We start from the raw sequence: 15,537 nt of genomic DNA on the forward strand, positions 1-15,537 counted from the left end.
GTGCCGCCCAGATCCCGGATGCCACGGCATCCACCCCCTCCGTGACCACCCCGCCGGCCGAGCAGCAGCGCGAGCCCGGGACCACCACGCGATCGATCCCGGTGACGACTCCCGACGTGGAGGCGCTGGGCGTGGCCGATCGGCTCGGCCTCGGAGGAAAGAAAGACCGCAACGACGAAGTGGGACCCACGTCATGAGGTTCGGGCTCATCCTGTCGGAGGCCTTCACGGGTCTTCGGCGCAACGCTTCGATGGTCATCTCGGTCATCCTCGTCACGTTCGTGTCGCTGACGTTCGTCGGTGCGGCGATGCTCATGCAGATGCAGATCGGCAAGATGCAGTCGTACTGGTCGGACCGTGCGCAGGTGTCGGTCTTCATGTGCGCGACGTCGTCGAACGCGCCGACGTGCACCGCGGGCGAGGCCGCCTCGCAGGAGCAGATCGACCAGGTGCGTGCGACCCTCGACGGCTCCGCGTTGGCGCCTCTCATCCGCGACTACACCTTCCTCACCAGCGACGAGGTGTTCGAGAACGCCAAGCAGCAGCTGCCCGACGACATCGTCGGCGTGGTGACGGCCGACCAGTTCAACGCGACCTTCAACATCAACCTCGTCGACCAGAGCCAGTCCGACGTGATCGCCGAAGCCTTCAGCGGCCAGGTGGGCGTCGAGTCCGTCGACGATCAGCTGCAGTACTTGGAGCCGCTGTTCCAGGCATTGACGGTCGCCACCTACGTCGCGGTCGGCATCGCCGGGCTCATGCTCATCGCCGCGGTGCTGCTCATCGCCACGACGATCCGGCTGTCGGCCTTCGCCCGTCGTCGCGAGCTCGGCATCATGCGCCTCGTCGGTGCGTCCAACCGGTTCATCCAGACGCCGTTCGTCGTCGAGGGCGTGTTGGCGGCGCTCATCGGCTCGGCGCTGGCCAGCGTGGCCGTATGGGCGATCGTCGGCGTGGGCGTCAACCAGTACCTGCGGGGGAGCGTCGCGTTCATCACGTCGTGGGTCGATCTCGGCGATGTGGCGTTCGTCATCCCGGCGATCGTGGTGATCGGTGTCATCCTGGCGGCGTTGAGCGCGAGCTTCGCGATCCGTCGGTGGCTGCGCGCCTGACGCGCGCGGGCGTCCGCCGTCTCGGCATCCGGTAGACTGTAGGGCTCTGTGTGCCCATGATCATGAGGAGGTGGCACCATGCCTCGTGAGCAGGGTGAGAAGCTCATCGCGTCGAACAAGAAGGCGCGTCACGACTATGCCATCGAGAAGACGTACGAAGCGGGTCTGGTGCTGACCGGCACTGAGGTGAAGTCGCTGCGCCAGGGCCGCGCGAACCTGACCGACGGCTACGCGTACATCGACGGCGGGCAGGCGTTCCTCGACGCCGTGCACATCCCCGAGTACTCGCAGGGGCACTGGACCAACCACTCCGCGAAACGCACGCGAAAACTGCTGCTGCACAAAGAAGAGATCATCAAGCTCTCGCACGCGGTGGCCGCGGGCGGCTACACGCTCGTGCCGTTGCGGCTGTACTTCTTGGACGGTCGGGCCAAGGTCGAGATCGCGGTCGCCAAGGGAAAGCGCGAGTTCGAGAAGCGGCAGACGATCCGCGAGCGCGAGGACAAGCGCGAGGCGGAACGCGCGATGCGCACGAAGAACCGCCTCGGCGAGTAACCCCCGTCACTCCGCCCGGAAGCGTCCCTCGACGACCGACGTCACGTCGATCTCGGGCGGCTGCAGACTGAACGAGGGGCCCCCTCCCGCCGACGCAGCCATCAGACGCGCACCCAGGGGAGCGGGGGACTCGGCGCGGGCGCCCAGGAGTCCGGCATCCGCAATCTCGACAGCGGCAACGGATGCCAGCCCCAGCGCGTCCGCATAGGCAGCGGCCCGCTCGACGGCGACGTGCACCGCTTCGGCGGCGACCTCGCGCTCGACGCGCGCGCGGGTCTCGGACGACAGGCGCCACTCGACCGCGGTGACCTGGACGTCGTCGGACTCCGCGACGTCACCGAGCCACCACGACAGCGCTCCCGCGTCGGTGAAGGTGGCCGACACCTCGACGCTGGCGTGGTGCACCAGGGGGAGCTGGGCGCCCTCGTTGTTCCACGGGCGGTCCGACCACACCGAGACGCGCGCGCTCGACCATTCCGACACCTCGCCGGAGCGCAGGTGTGCCACGAGTCCGTCCTGCACGGTCGAGGCGCGCTCCTGGGCGCGTTCGACGACCGGCCCGCGCGAGGGGCCGTCGGTCGACACGGTGACGCGCACCGCCGCCTCTTCAGCGCGGACGCGGGCGTTGCTCTCGCCCCGGACGGTGATGACGACGTCGCTCATGGCGTGAGCCTACGACACGGCCGGACGGGCGGGGAGGAAGGGATGGGGTCAGGCGGGCGGGGCGAAGTACTGCAGCTCGTTGCGGATCGAGACCCAGCGAACGTCCGACTCGGAGAACTGGTAGGTCTCGCCCCAACCCTCGTCGTCGGAGTATCCCGGCGATCCGGCCATGGCCCATTGCGTGGAGCCATCGACGTCGAGGCGTTGATATCCCGCCGCGGCCAGAGCCTCTTGCGCGGCCTGCGCGGCCGAGCCGCTGATCGGCGCCCATGCCAGTCCGAAGAAGTTGTCGGTCGCGACGTCCGGCCCGGCGCCGTAGCGGCAACTCAGCTGACCCGCGGGGGCGCCCCCGGGGAACGTGTCGAAGGGACTGAACTCCACGCCCTCTTCAGCCGCGTTCCACGAGACCCATCCCTGCTGTCGGTACTCCGCGAGGAGGTCGGGTGAGACGACATCGTCGCACGTGGCGTAAGCGGGCTCAGCCGATGTCGCGACGGGATTCGCGGTGGGCGACGGAGTGACGGTCGGGCTCGGCGTCACGGCCGCGGGCGCGGCCGGGGCGGTCGTCGCCGTCGTTTGGGGTGCGGCATCCACGGAGGGAGCGCACGCGGACAGGGCGAGAGCGGATACGGCGGCGAGGGCGAGCGCGGAAAGCGCCCGGGCTGAGGATGACGTCACGAAGGCGACGCTATCGCGTCCGGCGCGCGGGCTCGGTGCGCGCGAGGGAGTTCTCATCCAAACGTTGCGGATCTCCACCCCGTGAGCCGGCGCTCACGCGAGCGGTGCGAACAGCTCCAGCTCGTCGCGGATCGCCACCCAGCGCAATCCGGTGGGCGTGAAATCGTACGTCTGGGCCCACCCGTCGGCGTCCGTCCACCCGTCTGTCCCGCGGACCGAGTACTGCACGGTCTCGGCGCCGTCGATGCGGACGAAACCCTGCGACTCGAGGTGCGCTTGATAAACAGCCGCCTGCTCCGCGTCGATGGGCGCCCAGGTGAGATCGATGACGTTGTCGGTCGCGACGTCGGGACCGGCGCCGTATCGACAGGCCATGGTCCCCGCGGGGCGGCCGCCCGGGAACGAGTCGAACACCGACCCGTTCGGCTCCGTCTGCTGTTCGACGAGGTCCCACGCGGTCCACCCGCGGTCGCGGTTCCTCTGGAAGTTCTCGGCTCGCATCATGGTGTCGCACGAGGTGTAGACCGCGGGCGCGGCGGCGGGCGGGTTCTGCCCCGCGGTGTCGGTGGGTGTCGGCGTCGGCGTCGGCGTCGGCGTCGGCGTCTGCGTGGGCGTCTTCGTTGATGCGGTGGCGCGGGGTGACGAGCTCGTCGTCGCGCTCGATATGGGATCCGCGTTCGTCGATACGGTGCACGCCGAGACGAGCAGGCCAGCGGCCGAGATGAGTGCGAAGAGGGCGATCGGGCGGACGAGAGCGGAGGTCACAATGGTGAAGATATCGATACGCGTGCCGCGCTGCGTGCCAAGCACGGCTTCGTCATCCGATCGTTGCGTGCGCCGCCCCGCTGCGTCCGGTTCGGGCGGGGCTCGTGAGCGCTCGAGCCGACGCGGGGCGGTCTGACGTGTTCTGTTCTCCGCGTGGGAATCGCGTGGGCTCGCGATCCGTTATAGGCTGTGACGCTCGGGTGCTTCGGCATCCGGGTTGGTAATTCAACAGCGTGACGACGACCGCTCCTTCACGGAGTTCCCGGGGCTGATCGGTTTCGACAGCGCCTGCGAACCTGCGAGAAGCGGGCCGAGGATGTGGGGTTATCTCGTAAACGCTCCCTGCCAAACAATAAGTGCCAATGCTAAGCGCACTGACTTCGCCCTCGCTGCGTAAGCGAGCCCGATAGTCCGTCAGACCGTGTGTGACCCCGCCACGGATCCTGGCGTCATTTAGGGGTCTTGCTGCGTGATGGCGTCTGGACGTCACGCGGGACTTTTCCCAGGCTGGGCCTGTCGACTTAGGTGTCTGTGACAAAGGTCGGGGCCGAGCAGAACGTCTGCACAGACTGCGCCCGGAGAAAACGCGGAGACCCAGCGTTGGACGGGGGTTCGATTCCCCCCAGCTCCACGAGTCGTCGTCACACGAAAAGGGCCTGTACTCCCGCATAAATACGCGGAAGTGCAGGCCCTTTGTCGTTCGCGCTCAGGCGCCCGTGAGGGCGTTTGGCCACAATTTGGCCACGTTCGCTCCACGCGCGCCCTCTTCGAGCCGCGCCGCGACCGCATCGAGATCGTCGTCGAACAGGTCGGCGTAAACGTCTAGCGTCATGCTCGCAGACGCGTGCCCGAGCATCCGCTGCACCGCCTTCACATTGGCTCCCGACGACACAGCGAGGGATGCCGCGGTGTGCCGGAGGTCGTGCGGGGTGAGCCGCTCGACCCCGGCCGCGATGAGCGCGCGCAGGAACCAGCTGTTCTCGCCTGCGCTGGTCTTGGGGCGCCGCACGTACCCGCCCGCGGCGTCAGTGAAGATCAGCGAGTCCGGGCCTTTCCCCTCACACAGCTGCGCGAGCGGGTGCGCGAGGAAGGATGGGTACGGCACGGTCCGACGCTCGTGGGTCTTCGGAGTGCCGACGACGATCTTGCCGTCCACCTCGACCGCGGCGCGTGCGACGTGGATGCGGCGCCGCAGCGCGTTGACGTCGCGCACCCGAAGCCCGACCGCCTCGCCCCAGCGCAGCCCGCAGTACGCCAGGGTGAGCACGAGCGTGCGATGCGTTTCCGTCGTGCACGCTTCGGCTACCCGCACCGCCTCGTCGTGTGTCAGGTAGCGGCGAGCCTTGTGGCTCACCTTCTTCGGCAGGTTCACCAGACCACGCGCGGGGTTGCGTGGGATACGGCCGTCACGTACCGCCATGTCGAGGATGCCGGCCAGCGTCCCGACTGCGCGCAGCACGACGGTCGCGGATGCCGGGCGCGGCTCGTCTGTCACGCCGCGGGTGCGCCCCGTCGTGGCGGTGCCCGCGACGAGCTCGCGCACCCATGTCTCGACCGCGCTGGGTCGGATCGACGAGATGGGGGTGTCCGCCCAGCGGGGGAGGACGAACACGCGCGCTGACACGTCGATGCTGTGGAACGACGAGGCCTTGAGCCCTGCGCGCTTATTGGCCAGCCACTCGTCGGCGATCGCACCGACCGCGATCTTGCCGGCAGTCGGGTCGACGTACTCCCCGCGACTCTTCGACACCTCGACGGATGCCAGGAACAGCGCGGCGTCGCGCTTCGTCGTGAAGCCGCGCTTCTGGCTCTGCGCCCGGTCGGGCTTGCGGTACCGGACGCGGTACCGCTTCCCGTTCGCGGTGTCGTACGGCTCGATGCTGCCCATGGTCAGGCCCCTTCGGTCGACGTGCTGCCGGCGGAGGGCGAAATGCGACTGCGGACGCGCCCGGACCTGTCAGGTGCCAATGCCGGTCCGCCCCCTGCCTCTTCCGCCTCGAGCAATAGCGCGTTTAGGCGCTGCTGCACGGCTGCCTCGTCGGCTGTGACAACGGTGACCGACGGGCGGGTGTACTTCGCCGCCTCCTCCGCGTGTGAGCCGAGGATGCCCCGTCGCTGTGCGTTCGCGATCCATCGGTGCGTCGTGGGAATCTTCGCGCCGAACACATCGGCGAGTAGTTCGGGCGCCCACAGGTCATTCTCGAGAGCAAGTCGATACACGGCGGCGACTCGGCGAAGGTGCGCTTCCGGACCCGAGCGCGAGGACCGCTCAGGCTCAACCCCGCTAGCGGCCATGAGTGCAGCGAGCGCTCGCGGGAAGTCCAGTTCACGCCCCGCCTGGGCGATGGTTAGACACGCCCCGATCGGAACTTTCCGCCACGCGGTGGCACTCACGGTTTCGCCCTCAGGGGGGTGCAGAACAACAGCGTTCGACTCGTGCGGAAACTCGACCGACCAACCGGGAAGCTCCCGTAACCCGGTCACCGTCGTTCCGTGCTTGCCCATCGTGACTCTCATGTCGCCCATAGGCATCAGCATGTCATCTGCGTATTGATCCGTCAAGCGCATACGCATCAGACTGTGGCTATCGTGACGGAGGAGAAGCGAATGAGTGCAATCGGTGTAGGTGAGTTGCTGACCGCCGCGGAGGTGGCGGAGCGCCTGAAGCTGACGGTTCGGGCCGTCAACCAGCTTCGCTACCTTGGGACCGGGCCGGCCTTCGTGAAGGTCAGTCACAAGGCGGTGCGCTACCGGGCGGCGGACGTCGAGGAGTGGCTGCAGGCGCGCGTGCGCACTCAGACGGGCGCGCAGTCGTGAACCGCGAGCTGCCGGCCCTACTCGCGGCGCTCGCAGTCATCTACGCGGTCCACGCCGGTGTCATCGTGGTTTCGTTCGTCGTCGCTGCGGCGGTCCTGCGATGAGCCGCCGCAACGGCGACGGCCTGCGCGATCTCGTCGCCGTGCTCGCCCTGCTCGGGGTCGTGTTCACGGGCAAAATTCTCGGCGCCGTTTTCGTGGCGGGGCTGGTGATCCAATGAGCGTCCCGGCGCACCCGATCGTGTACACCGCCGAGGCGGCAGACGGCGGCATCCTCGCTCGGTTCCCATTCGATTACGCCGCGGTCGACGCGATCAAAGCCGCGCGCACCGCTGACACCTGGGCGGCGTGGCTCGACGACGTCGGCGCCTGGCGGGTGCCCCGCACCCTGTGGCGCCGGGTCGAGCAGCGCTTACGCGCGCTGGGCTACTCGATAGTTCCGCTTGGCCTTTCCGAGGCAGAGGAGGCCCCCAATGACTGACGCCCGACTCCCGGAGCGGTGGCTCACCGACCGGCGCTGGCTGCGTCTGTCTGTCCAGGCTCGGCACGACGCGATCGCGTGGCTGCTGTGGTGTGTGTCACAGCGAACGGATGGCGTGCTCGATCGCGGGGACCTGTCGCTGTGCCCGTGGCGCACGAGCGACGAGAGCGTGCACGAGCTACTGCGTGCGGGGATCATCTCGGACGGCGGGGAGGGCACGGTCCGATTCGTGGAGTACGCCGAGGCGCAGACGACGGCGCGCGAGCTGGAACGGATGGCGGGCATGCGTGAGCACGAGCGCATCAAGAAGGCTCGGAGTCGTGCCAAGCACGCGGGCATGACGGCCGATCAGATCGAAGCGCACTACCCGTTCCCGAAGGCCCCCACCTCGTCCCGGGACACGTCCCCGGACAGTCCCGGTCATGTCCCGGTACGGCAACAGGATAGGACAGGCCAGGCAAGGCCAGGCCTGTCCTATCCCACCCCCTACGGGGGTGGGGAGGATTCCGAAGAACGAGCAAGCGAGCGAGAGCCGGGCTCCGCTACGGCCTACGGGCCTCCGCTGCGCCCGTCCGGCGGATGGGGTGAGGCTCCGCCGTCGACTCCGGCTGCGGGCGGCCCCGCAAACGGTTCGATCCAGCCCCGGTTCTGGGGCACCGTTCCCGAGCCGGAGGAGCAAGGGTCGTTCCCCACGGCGCGAGCCGTCCACCAACCGGATCTGGCCGAGCCCGACCCGGAGGAGCAGGGCCCGTGGCCGAGGTGACCGTCGAGGACTTCGCGAACGGACTCCCCGAGGGTGTTCACCGACCGTGTCTCGACTGCAACGGCGTTGCCGTTTGGGTCGAGATACCCGCGCCGAATGGGGCGCACATCATCCTGCATCACGAGCGCGGATGCCCCGGCTTTGCCGCCACCCCCGCCGCTGACCGATCCGCGGATCCACGAGAGGAAACACCATGAGCCCCAATTTCCCGCGACCCGTGCCAGCGCACACGCCGTACGTCTCCGCCGATGCCAGCTCGTTCGCTGTCGTCGCGGTCAATCGCTGCACACATTGCGGGCTGCCCGCCGACCCTGAGGCGCCGGCCGTGCTCGCGTCCGGGCTCAATCATCCGCTGTGCGCACACCCCCGCTGGTCGGTGGCGCTAGTCGCGTCGGCGGCGCCTTTCGACGTCGACGGGCTCGCCGTCGGCTTGTTGCGAGCCCGTCAGCAGGTCCGAGCGCTGAAGCGCGCTTGACCCCACCAGCTGCCGCGGGTGGGGGGTTTTCTGAGGGGTCTATCCCCGCCCGCGGCTTTATCACAACGGAGGAACAGTGACGAAAGCACACAAGCCGACGACGCACCCTGCGCATGTCGAGATCGAGCGTCAGCTAGGCGCTACCCTCGCCCCCCGCACCTCCGCCGTGCTGCGGGTGCTGGCATCCCGAGCCGACGACAAGGGCCGGGCCGCACTCGAACGCGACGAGCTCGCGCGAATCGCCGGCCTCGACGAGCTCGACCTCGAGATCGGGCTCGCCATCGCTCAAGGGCGCGGCGTCATCGAGCGCGTACGTCTCACCGAGACGAGCCTCGGGCGGGTCATCCTCTCGACTCGCTTCGCGGGGGTCTCGTGAGCGTCGGGCGGCCTATCGGCCCCACTCTCGAGGAGCTGCGGTCGCGGCTCCTGGCGGAGCTGCGGCGGCACCCCCTAGTGACCCGCGGCGCCGTGGTCATGCGCTCGGATCTGACGACGGCTCTCGACGTCGACGCCGAGGCGGTCGAGCAGCTCATCGCTCAGAGCGTCTCCGCCGGCCACCTCGCCGCCGCGACATGGCTGGTCCCCACAGACGGCGACGATGCGGCCCTCGTGGCGCTTCTCGCCCCCGCAGACGCCCGCTAGGGCCTCGTTCCACAATCACCACACGAAGGAGAATCACCATGGCAGGTCCCACGCTGGACGTTCCGGCACCAAAGCGAGCCCCGCGCGAGGGCGGCATCCTCACCGTTGCCGAACTGCGGCCGAACGACCGCCTGGCGCATGTGGAAGCGATCGTCTTCCAGGGCGACGGGAACGACTTCGCGCACACCGAGGAGAGTCGTTGCTACGCGCCCCAGCCGGTCGCGGATAAGACATTCGACGGAATCGAGATCACCGAGGGTCTCGGCACGCCATTCACGATCTACGCCGGGGTGAGGTGCTTTGAGGCACCCGACCCGGACGAGGTCGAGCGAGCTCGTCGCGCCCTCGAAACCGGACGCGAGCGCGTCATCGAGGGCCGCCTCGCCGCCTGGGCGGCCGGCGGGACCGCCCTCGCACCAGGTGCAACGGCCCGCGCTGCGGTCGGTCGTGTCGATCAGGCTCTCGACGACGGCTACGTAGCCCGCGGCGTGATCCTCATCTCGCGCTTCGACGCCGCAGACGCCGGCCTCGAGTACACCGAAGGGGAGCCGCTGCGCACGAAGACCGGTACGCCGGTCATCGCGTCCGGCCGTGTCGCCCCGGGCATGGTCTACGGTCTGGGGGCCGTCACCGTCGAGCACGGCGAGATTGTCGAGCGCGACGTGCACCAGGTCCGCTTCAACCGGCACTGGGCCCTTGCCGAGCAGCCGCACGCGCTCATCGTAGACGCCGAGTTCCGCGTCTCCGCCGCCATCACAAACGCTTGACGAAGGGAACCGACATGACGAAGCAGATGAACCCATCCAACACCGGCGAGCTAGCTCGCGCCCGCGCCCTCTTCGCCGGCATCGAACAGGACGTGATCGAGCGGCCCCGCGCCGTTTGCGGCCATTGTGGCGGCATCGTGCGCGCTGGTCGGGATCTCGTCCTCGGCGAACCGACCAGGGAGGAGCGCCGGCTCGACCTCGAGCGAAAGCAATCGGGGCTCCCCGCCCTTCACGGCTGGCAGAGACGGCACGAGGCGTGCATCGATGGCCCGGGTATCGTGCGAGCCATCACGGGGCGGAGAGTGTCAGCCGCAGTCGCAAACGCGGCGCTCGCCCTGGCCAACCCGCTGGTTCCGAGCGCTCAGCCCCTCGCCCCGCTGCCGCTGTACGCCGAGCTGCGTACGAGTCACATCGAAAACCTCACGGGCTGGACAGGCAAGGCGTGGGGGCACCTCACGACCGCTGAGCGTCGAGCGTTCGCCGAGACGGTCGACGACGAGGCACGCGAGTACCGTCTCCGGAACGAGGACCACCGCTGCACGGACGGGGCGTGCGGATTCTGTGGTGTTGCGCTCGCCCGGAAGTGGGGTGAATCGCCCTTGCGCTGGTCGGACGGTACGCCCGCCCCCGCGTGCGGCGCGTGCTTCGCGGTCCTACGACGTCGCCCGGCCACCCGCGATAAGCGGATGCTGCGACGAATCGGAATCGAAGCGTTGAGTGGGGCGAGCGGCGCCGGGCTGGACGAATACCTCGGAGATGACATGAGGCTGTACGTCGAGGTCGCGGGCGACGACCATTCGGGGACTGCCGACCCGTGGACGTTCGCGCCGGAGGCCCTCGACGACGTGCGCGAGGCCGCCCGCATGGCGCTGCCCTGGTCGCTCCCTGAGCCGCTCAAAACCGAGTACCGGCAGAAGGTCGCCGCCGCGCGCCAGGAGGCCCGCGCACGCGCCGCCGAGCGGCTAGCTGTGGAGAAGCGCGGCGAGCTCGCGGGCTGGGTCGGCTGAACCCCACCGATCCAACAGGCCCCCGGTCGCCCATCACGGCGCCGGGGGCCTCTCGCGTCTCACTCCTCGACGAGATCGGCGTCCAGCACCTCGCCGTCATCCCAGATCGACGCCTCAACCACGCCGCCCTGAGCCGCAAGCAGCACCTCGACCAGCTGCGAAAGCTCCGCGGCATCCGCGGTCACCGTGACCTGCGTTGGGGCGTCAAGCCCGTCCATCGCCGCCGCACGCTGCGCGATCGCCGTACCAGCGCGCAACGCCCCCGGCTTGCCGATCTCCGCATCCCGAGCCGCATACGTCCACAGCAGCTCCATGCGCTGCCGCCACAGGTCGCGCAAATCGTCGCGCTCGACCGCGGGAAGGGTGCCGAAGTAGTTCTTCACCCCGCGGCACGCCGTCGCGGCATCCGCATAGCCGGCCACCTTCGCCGCCTCATCCCAGGTCGAGCCCGACACGCGCGCAGTCCACGCCCGCTGTGCTCTCTGCGCTGCGTCCGCGCGGACGACAGCGGAGGGGCTGGGCCCTTCGGTTTGCATCTGGTTTGCATTGCCAGTCATGCGAGCAGGGTACCCCCTGGGGGTATCTGCGTCGTCTCCTATCGGCCAGTGCGCTCCATTCCGCGTCGTGTCGCAGCTGAATCGCGCAATTCGGGACCCATCATGAGGGCATGACGACAGACGTGGCGGGGAGAGTGAAGTGGCTCTCAAACCAGCTGCAACCCCGCGTGAACCTTGCTCGGGCGCGCACCAATGCGCTGGTCGAGGACATCAGCCGGTGGCGTAAGCCGGAGCCGATGAAATCGAGTCTGCACCTCAAGGATGCCCCCGAGTGCGGCTGGTACATCGAGGTCGAATCGGTCGATCCGCCTCCGAGAGTGGAGGAGTGGGGGATTCAGCTGGGGGAGGTCGCTCACCATCTGCGCAGTCTCCTGAACACCACGCTTACGCGCATCGTGAAACGAGAGGGTGAAGAGCCGGCGAAGAGCTTGCAGTATCCCATCACGCTGACGCCCGCCCAGTGGCGCGATGCGAAGAAGCGCAAGCAGATGAAGGGGCTGCCTGAGCGCGTGGTTCGTGCGATCTATGCGTGTCAGCCGTTCGTCATGGCTCGGACGACGGGCTATGAGCCGCGGCGGGACGTGCTCGCTGTCCTCGCATGGTTGAACAACCAGGACAAGCACCGCTTGGAGATTGGCGGTGAGTTTGGGGCGCGATGGGTGGCCTACGAGGGACGGATCATCACGGCCAACGGAGAATCAAAGATGGTGCGGCCGAGGCTAACTTATGACTGGTCGCTCGAGCCCGGGAGTCGACTCGTCGATGCGGACACGTCGCCGGACGTCGTCGTCGGCTTCGGCAGGACGACGCTCGACCTTCACCTCGACGTTCTTGTGCCGGACGAACTCGGACACACGACCGTCCTCGAGCAACTCCTTGAGGAGATCTGGGGCGCGTACCAACAGGCGCAGATGGGCTTGCTCTTTGCCTGGGCGGATGAGGGTACAGACTTGGACAAGCTCGCCGGAGCGACTGACTTCAAAGCCGGGGGAGCGTTCGGTAAGGCCGCGGTGGACTCGACGTATGGGGCCGGGGTATGGGACAAGGACGTTCTCCGTCGACAAGAGGAGCTGGCCGAACGCGAGGCCGGCAGAGCGGAACCAAGCCCGCCGTTCGTCGCCCCGGATGTCGAACCGAGCGGGGAGGACGAGGTGCAGTGGGAGTCGTTGCGGGGTTTGATCGATGTTCACCGACCACCTCGCACGTGGCGCGGCACCGACTAGCTCCGACATACCCGATCGAGCGCCTTGATCTCGATGTTCAAACTGTGTGCTGTGTGGTGAGCCGGTCAACGACCTCCAGGGAGCCCCAAACGATCGAGTCGGCGGGGGTAGGGGGTGCCTGCACGCGGTCATCGACCGCGGACGGTTCGTGGCCACGCTTCGGCCACAGGTTGGCCACAAACCAGCGAGACACATCGACGACTCATGGTCACCCATCGGTGCGCACTTGTGCGGCCTGACCAGGGGATCGCGCCGAGCGCCCGCGAGACGGCGCGGACGCCGCAGAGGTTTCGATTCCCCCCAGCTCCACGAGTCGTCGTCACGTGAGAAAGCCCCTGTTCCCGCCCGTTTCGGCGGGGACAGGGGCTTTCTTCATGACTGCGGGCGGGTATGCCCGGGGAGTTCGACGGCGTACGAGGGCCGCCATCGCGTGTCAGTCCGCCCTGCGGCTGAACATCTCGCTGTCGCCCGAGGCACCGTTCAGCTCGAGGTACACGCGTCCCTCGGTGCGGGTGAGGGTCGCGGTGTTGCGTCGCTCGATCGCTTCCGAGAGGCGTTCGACGAAGCCGGGCTCGAAGCTGTGCAGCCGCACCTCGTCGGCGCGATGGATGCGCTTGCCGGCCCACGCGGCGGCGACCTTGTCGGGGTCGCGGTGCGTGTAGACGGCGACCCGCTCGGCCTTCATGCTGCCCGTGTGCAGGCGGGCGGCATCCGGAGCCCCCACCTCGACCCAGGCGACGAGAGCCCCGGTCATGTCCTTGACCATCACGGCGGGTTCGTCCGTCGCGGCCACGCCCTCGCTGAAAGCGATGCCCTCTTCGTACTCGAGGCAGTACGCCAGCACACGCGTGAGCATGTACGGCGCGGTCTCGGACGGATGCCGGGCGACCCGGAGGTTCAGTTCGTCGTAGACGCCGCGATCGACGTCCGAGAGCTGAACCGTAAACGTATGAATGGTCGCGCCGATAGCCACGAGGGTCGAGCCTACGCGCTCCCGGGGGCGCGCCCCGCTAGCGTCGGGGGATGCCCGACCCTCGCAACGCTCGCATCGACATCGGTCCGTTCCACCTCGACCCCGTGCCGGACTCGGCGCGGTGGCGGGTCGCGGGACGCGACGGCGAGGACGCGATCGAGGGCGGGTGGAGCGACTGGGTCGCCCTGGCGCACCGGGTGCTGCGGGCCGACGAGCTGTGGCGGGGTCTCGAGGCGCGAGGCGACGCGTGGGACGAGGGGTTCGCGGCCGGGCGGGACCCGGGCGCGGTGAACCCGTACCGGTGAGCGGGGCGCGGGAACCCTACTGCGGGCCCTCGACCAGGACGAGACTCTGCTTCGTGTCGGCGAGCTTGACCCAGCCGTCTCCGAACAGGTACGTCAGGCCGTAACCGTCGACGCCGCGTCCGCCGAGCCATTCGGGGTTCTCGGTGACGTACGTGCCCTCGTCGGCCTTCTCGACCTTCCAACCCGCGGCGACGAGGTCCTTCTGCGCCTTGGCGGCGTCGGTGGCATCGATCGGCGCCCATCCGAAGATCTGCACGCGGTCGGAGGCGATCTTCGTGTCGCCCCACTTGCACTGGATGCCGTCATCGAGCGCGTTCGCGCCGATGCGGAACGGTTCGGCCTGGAACGTCCAGCCCAGACTCGTGAAGTCGTCGGCCGTGGCCTGCGGAATGATGTTCTCGCAGGTCGGCTCGAGGGCTTCGGTCTCGGACTTCGGCGTCGCGGTGGTGTCGGGGGCCGCGATGGTCGGGCCTTCGGCGGTGGGGGCGACGCTGGGTGCGGCGTCAGGGGTGGCGGATGCCGCGCACCCGGCCAGGACGACGGCGGCCACCGTGACGAGGGCAGCGGTCAGCGAGGCGCGCTTCGCCGTGCGGCGACGTCCGGTGAAAGGGATGGGGGCGTGGCATCCGCGGATCACCGTCATCGGGCGTCCTCGTCGTGCAGGAGACGGAAGAAGGCGTCGTGGAGGATGCCGTTCGTGGCGAGCGACGATTCGGCGTCGAGGCGGTCGGAGCCGTCGAACGCGGTGAATCGGCCCCCGGCCTCGCGGACGATGGGGGCGATCGCGGCGATGTCGTACTCTTTGACGCCGAATTCGGCGACGAGTTCGAGACGTCCCTCGGCGAGCCACATGTAGGGGAGCGCGTCGCCGTAGGCGCGGTCGCGCCAGACGGCGCGCGAGAGCTTCTCGAGCGTGGGGACGAGGTCGATGTCGTCCCACTGCTCGATGCTCTGGAAGCTGATGCTGGATGCCGCGACCTCGTCGATCCGCGACACGTGGATGCGTCGGGTGTCGCCGGTCGCGGTGGTGGTCCACGCGCCGTGGCCGACGGCGGCCCACCAGCGACGGCCGATGGCCGGCTGGCTGACGACGCCGATCTGCGGGACGCCGTCCACGGTGAGGGCGATGAGCGTCGCCCACACCGGGATGCCGCGCATGTAGTTGTGCGTCCCGTCGATCGGGTCGATGACCCAGCGGCGCGCCGTGTCGCCGGACGTGCCGTACTCCTCGCCCAGGATGGAATCGCCGGGGCGCTCGGCATCCAGGATCTGTCGGATCGCGCGCTCGGTCGCCAGATCCGCCTCGGTGACGTGCGTGCGGTCCGGTTTGGTGTCGATGCGCAGGTCGGCCGCGTCGAAGCGCTCCATGGCCACGGCGTCGGCCGCGTCGGCCAATCGCAGGGCGAGAGCGAGATCGTCGGTCAGGTCCGCGGGGGTTGCGGCGGGCTCTTCGATGCGGGACACGGGTCCAGGATAACCGCCGCCCTCACCTCGATTTGGCGTGGTCGCGTCACGCCTGGTAACGTATTCCCTCGGCGCGGAAAGCGATTTTCACGCCGAACGGAACGCACCTCTAGCTCAATCGGCAGAGCAACTGACTCTTAATCAGTGGGTTCTGGGTTCGAGTCCCAGGGGGTGCACCACAGAGAAAAGGCCCGGGAAACCGGGCCTTTTCGCGTTTCGGGTGGTGAACGTGCGGCACATCGGAGGGGTCGTCCGCCTGAACGTCGGCCCGACGGGCATCTTCCGGTGGTCG

21 protein-coding genes, 1 tRNA gene, 1 other RNA gene and 1 pseudogene are annotated in these 15,537 nt (G+C 68.6%); 15 read left to right on the top strand and 9 right to left on the bottom strand.

Features of this window, described 5'->3' with window-relative positions; genetic code table 11:
* The 3 genes and pseudogenes from DBR36_RS06465 to smpB form a co-directional block, all read left to right on the top strand.
* Positions 1–197, top strand: a pseudogene (locus DBR36_RS06465) (cell division ATP-binding protein FtsE); the annotation flags it as partial.
* The gene (ftsX, locus tag DBR36_RS06470) at positions 194–1,111 is read left to right on the top strand and encodes a permease-like cell division protein FtsX (protein WP_108318092.1); all 918 of its coding nucleotides are present in this window, start codon (positions 194–196) and stop codon (positions 1,109–1,111) included. The pseudogene DBR36_RS06465 and the gene ftsX, both read left to right, overlap by 4 nt.
* Before the next feature lie 78 nt (positions 1,112–1,189).
* Entirely contained in the window at positions 1,190–1,666 is a 477-nt protein-coding gene (smpB, locus tag DBR36_RS06475) for an SsrA-binding protein SmpB (protein WP_108318093.1), read from the top strand.
* Between the two features lie 6 nt (positions 1,667–1,672).
* On the opposite strand, the gene DBR36_RS06480 is transcribed toward smpB, so the two are convergent.
* From DBR36_RS06480 to DBR36_RS17615, 3 genes are all read right to left on the bottom strand, one after another.
* Positions 1,673–2,329, bottom strand: coding sequence for an SIMPL domain-containing protein (locus DBR36_RS06480; protein WP_108318094.1), 657 nt, complete (start codon positions 2,327–2,329; stop codon positions 1,673–1,675).
* Positions 2,330–2,377: 48 nt separating this feature from the next.
* Positions 2,378–3,007 (bottom strand): hypothetical protein, encoded by a 630-nt coding sequence (locus DBR36_RS06485; RefSeq protein ID WP_146185256.1) that lies wholly within the window; start codon positions 3,005–3,007, stop codon positions 2,378–2,380.
* Between the two features lie 93 nt (positions 3,008–3,100).
* Positions 3,101–3,772 carry a hypothetical protein gene (locus tag DBR36_RS17615; RefSeq protein ID WP_181373507.1) on the bottom strand — a complete coding sequence of 224 codons (672 nt, stop codon included), beginning with the start codon at positions 3,770–3,772 and terminating at the stop codon, positions 3,101–3,103.
* Positions 3,773–4,036: 264 nt separating this feature from the next.
* Here DBR36_RS17615 and ssrA point away from each other — a divergent pair.
* Positions 4,037–4,406: a transfer-messenger RNA gene (gene ssrA, locus DBR36_RS06500) on the top strand.
* A gap of 72 nt (positions 4,407–4,478) precedes the next feature.
* On the opposite strand, the gene DBR36_RS06505 is transcribed toward ssrA, so the two are convergent.
* Together DBR36_RS06505 and DBR36_RS06510 are read right to left on the bottom strand one after the other, a co-directional pair.
* Positions 4,479–5,660 carry a site-specific integrase gene (locus DBR36_RS06505; protein ID WP_108318097.1) on the bottom strand — a complete coding sequence of 394 codons (1,182 nt, stop codon included), beginning with the start codon at positions 5,658–5,660 and terminating at the stop codon, positions 4,479–4,481.
* A gap of 2 nt (positions 5,661–5,662) precedes the next feature.
* Positions 5,663–6,346, bottom strand: coding sequence for a hypothetical protein (locus DBR36_RS06510; RefSeq protein ID WP_108318098.1), 684 nt, complete (start codon positions 6,344–6,346; stop codon positions 5,663–5,665).
* Positions 6,347–6,379: 33 nt separating this feature from the next.
* Between DBR36_RS06510 and DBR36_RS06515 the strand changes: the two genes are divergently transcribed.
* From DBR36_RS06515 to DBR36_RS06545, 8 genes are all read left to right on the top strand, one after another.
* A complete protein-coding gene (locus DBR36_RS06515; protein ID WP_108318099.1) occupies positions 6,380–6,589 on the top strand; it encodes an AlpA family transcriptional regulator in 210 nt (69 codons plus the stop codon).
* Positions 6,590–6,805: 216 nt separating this feature from the next.
* Positions 6,806–7,069, top strand: coding sequence for a hypothetical protein (locus DBR36_RS06520; protein ID WP_108318100.1), 264 nt, complete (start codon positions 6,806–6,808; stop codon positions 7,067–7,069).
* Entirely contained in the window at positions 7,062–7,832 is a 771-nt protein-coding gene (locus DBR36_RS06525) for a hypothetical protein (protein ID WP_108318101.1), read from the top strand. Before DBR36_RS06520 ends, DBR36_RS06525 begins: the two co-directional genes overlap by 8 nt.
* 193 nt (positions 7,833–8,025) lie before the next feature.
* Positions 8,026–8,307, top strand: a complete 282-nt coding sequence (locus DBR36_RS17320) for a hypothetical protein (RefSeq protein ID WP_146185257.1) — start codon at positions 8,026–8,028, stop codon at positions 8,305–8,307.
* A 76-nt stretch (positions 8,308–8,383) separates the two neighbouring features.
* Entirely contained in the window at positions 8,384–8,683 is a 300-nt protein-coding gene (locus DBR36_RS06530; RefSeq protein WP_108318102.1) for a hypothetical protein, read from the top strand.
* The gene (locus DBR36_RS06535; protein ID WP_146185258.1) at positions 8,680–8,949 is read left to right on the top strand and encodes a hypothetical protein; all 270 of its coding nucleotides are present in this window, start codon (positions 8,680–8,682) and stop codon (positions 8,947–8,949) included. The genes DBR36_RS06530 and DBR36_RS06535 overlap by 4 nt, the downstream gene beginning before the upstream one ends.
* A 38-nt stretch (positions 8,950–8,987) precedes the next feature.
* Positions 8,988–9,716 carry a hypothetical protein gene (locus DBR36_RS06540; RefSeq protein WP_108318104.1) on the top strand — a complete coding sequence of 243 codons (729 nt, stop codon included), beginning with the start codon at positions 8,988–8,990 and terminating at the stop codon, positions 9,714–9,716.
* Positions 9,717–9,730: 14 nt separating this feature from the next.
* Positions 9,731–10,723 (top strand): hypothetical protein, encoded by a 993-nt coding sequence (locus DBR36_RS06545; protein ID WP_108318105.1) that lies wholly within the window; start codon positions 9,731–9,733, stop codon positions 10,721–10,723.
* A gap of 59 nt (positions 10,724–10,782) precedes the next feature.
* On the opposite strand, the gene DBR36_RS06550 is transcribed toward DBR36_RS06545, so the two are convergent.
* Positions 10,783–11,178 carry a hypothetical protein gene (locus DBR36_RS06550; RefSeq protein WP_108318106.1) on the bottom strand — a complete coding sequence of 132 codons (396 nt, stop codon included), beginning with the start codon at positions 11,176–11,178 and terminating at the stop codon, positions 10,783–10,785.
* Between the two features lie 212 nt (positions 11,179–11,390).
* Here DBR36_RS06550 and DBR36_RS06555 point away from each other — a divergent pair, with 212 nt between their 5' ends.
* The gene (locus tag DBR36_RS06555) at positions 11,391–12,503 is read left to right on the top strand and encodes a hypothetical protein (protein WP_108318107.1); all 1,113 of its coding nucleotides are present in this window, start codon (positions 11,391–11,393) and stop codon (positions 12,501–12,503) included.
* Positions 12,504–12,936: 433 nt separating this feature from the next.
* Here DBR36_RS06555 and DBR36_RS06560 read toward each other — a convergent pair whose 3' ends face one another.
* Positions 12,937–13,476 (bottom strand): YaeQ family protein, encoded by a 540-nt coding sequence (locus DBR36_RS06560; protein ID WP_108318108.1) that lies wholly within the window; start codon positions 13,474–13,476, stop codon positions 12,937–12,939.
* Positions 13,477–13,526: 50 nt separating this feature from the next.
* Here DBR36_RS06560 and DBR36_RS06565 point away from each other — a divergent pair, with 50 nt between their 5' ends.
* The gene (locus DBR36_RS06565; RefSeq protein WP_108318109.1) at positions 13,527–13,781 is read left to right on the top strand and encodes a hypothetical protein; all 255 of its coding nucleotides are present in this window, start codon (positions 13,527–13,529) and stop codon (positions 13,779–13,781) included.
* Between the two features lie 16 nt (positions 13,782–13,797).
* Here the strand turns inward: DBR36_RS06565 and DBR36_RS06570 are convergent, their stop codons facing one another.
* On the bottom strand, positions 13,798–14,424 hold the full coding sequence (locus DBR36_RS06570; RefSeq protein WP_108318110.1) for a hypothetical protein: 627 nt from the start codon (positions 14,422–14,424) through the stop codon (positions 13,798–13,800).
* Positions 14,421–15,245 carry an inositol monophosphatase family protein gene (locus tag DBR36_RS06575; RefSeq protein ID WP_108318111.1) on the bottom strand — a complete coding sequence of 275 codons (825 nt, stop codon included), beginning with the start codon at positions 15,243–15,245 and terminating at the stop codon, positions 14,421–14,423. The genes DBR36_RS06570 and DBR36_RS06575 overlap by 4 nt, the downstream gene beginning before the upstream one ends.
* A 103-nt stretch (positions 15,246–15,348) precedes the next feature.
* Here DBR36_RS06575 and DBR36_RS06580 point away from each other — a divergent pair.
* Positions 15,349–15,424, top strand: a tRNA-Lys gene (locus DBR36_RS06580).
* Positions 15,425–15,537 lie beyond the last annotated feature (113 nt).

The sequence above is a fragment of the Microbacterium sp. HMWF026 genome (assembly GCF_003061325.1).
GTDB classification, from domain to species: domain Bacteria; phylum Actinomycetota; class Actinomycetes; order Actinomycetales; family Microbacteriaceae; genus Microbacterium; species Microbacterium testaceum_E.

What these genes read in the sequence shown, in the direction of transcription:
- DBR36_RS06510 (WP_108318098.1), bottom strand. Translation starts at nt 6,346, where the DNA reads ATGCGTATGCGCTTGACGGATCAATACGCAGATGACATGCTGATGCCT.
- DBR36_RS06555 (WP_108318107.1), top strand. Translation starts at nt 11,391, where the DNA reads ATGACGACAGACGTGGCGGGGAGAGTGAAGTGGCTCTCAAACCAGCTG.
- DBR36_RS17320 (WP_146185257.1), top strand. Translation starts at nt 8,026, where the DNA reads ATGAGCCCCAATTTCCCGCGACCCGTGCCAGCGCACACGCCGTACGTC.
- DBR36_RS06520 (WP_108318100.1), top strand. Translation starts at nt 6,806, where the DNA reads ATGAGCGTCCCGGCGCACCCGATCGTGTACACCGCCGAGGCGGCAGAC.
- DBR36_RS06505 (WP_108318097.1), bottom strand. Translation starts at nt 5,660, where the DNA reads ATGGGCAGCATCGAGCCGTACGACACCGCGAACGGGAAGCGGTACCGC.
- DBR36_RS06540 (WP_108318104.1), top strand. Translation starts at nt 8,988, where the DNA reads ATGGCAGGTCCCACGCTGGACGTTCCGGCACCAAAGCGAGCCCCGCGC.
- DBR36_RS06545 (WP_108318105.1), top strand. Translation starts at nt 9,731, where the DNA reads ATGACGAAGCAGATGAACCCATCCAACACCGGCGAGCTAGCTCGCGCC.
- DBR36_RS06515 (WP_108318099.1), top strand. Translation starts at nt 6,380, where the DNA reads ATGAGTGCAATCGGTGTAGGTGAGTTGCTGACCGCCGCGGAGGTGGCG.
- ftsX (WP_108318092.1), top strand. Translation starts at nt 194, where the DNA reads ATGAGGTTCGGGCTCATCCTGTCGGAGGCCTTCACGGGTCTTCGGCGC.
- DBR36_RS06525 (WP_108318101.1), top strand. Translation starts at nt 7,062, where the DNA reads ATGACTGACGCCCGACTCCCGGAGCGGTGGCTCACCGACCGGCGCTGG.
- DBR36_RS06480 (WP_108318094.1), bottom strand. Translation starts at nt 2,329, where the DNA reads ATGAGCGACGTCGTCATCACCGTCCGGGGCGAGAGCAACGCCCGCGTC.
- DBR36_RS06570 (WP_108318110.1), bottom strand. Translation starts at nt 14,424, where the DNA reads ATGACGGTGATCCGCGGATGCCACGCCCCCATCCCTTTCACCGGACGT.
- smpB (WP_108318093.1), top strand. Translation starts at nt 1,190, where the DNA reads ATGCCTCGTGAGCAGGGTGAGAAGCTCATCGCGTCGAACAAGAAGGCG.
- DBR36_RS06565 (WP_108318109.1), top strand. Translation starts at nt 13,527, where the DNA reads ATGCCCGACCCTCGCAACGCTCGCATCGACATCGGTCCGTTCCACCTC.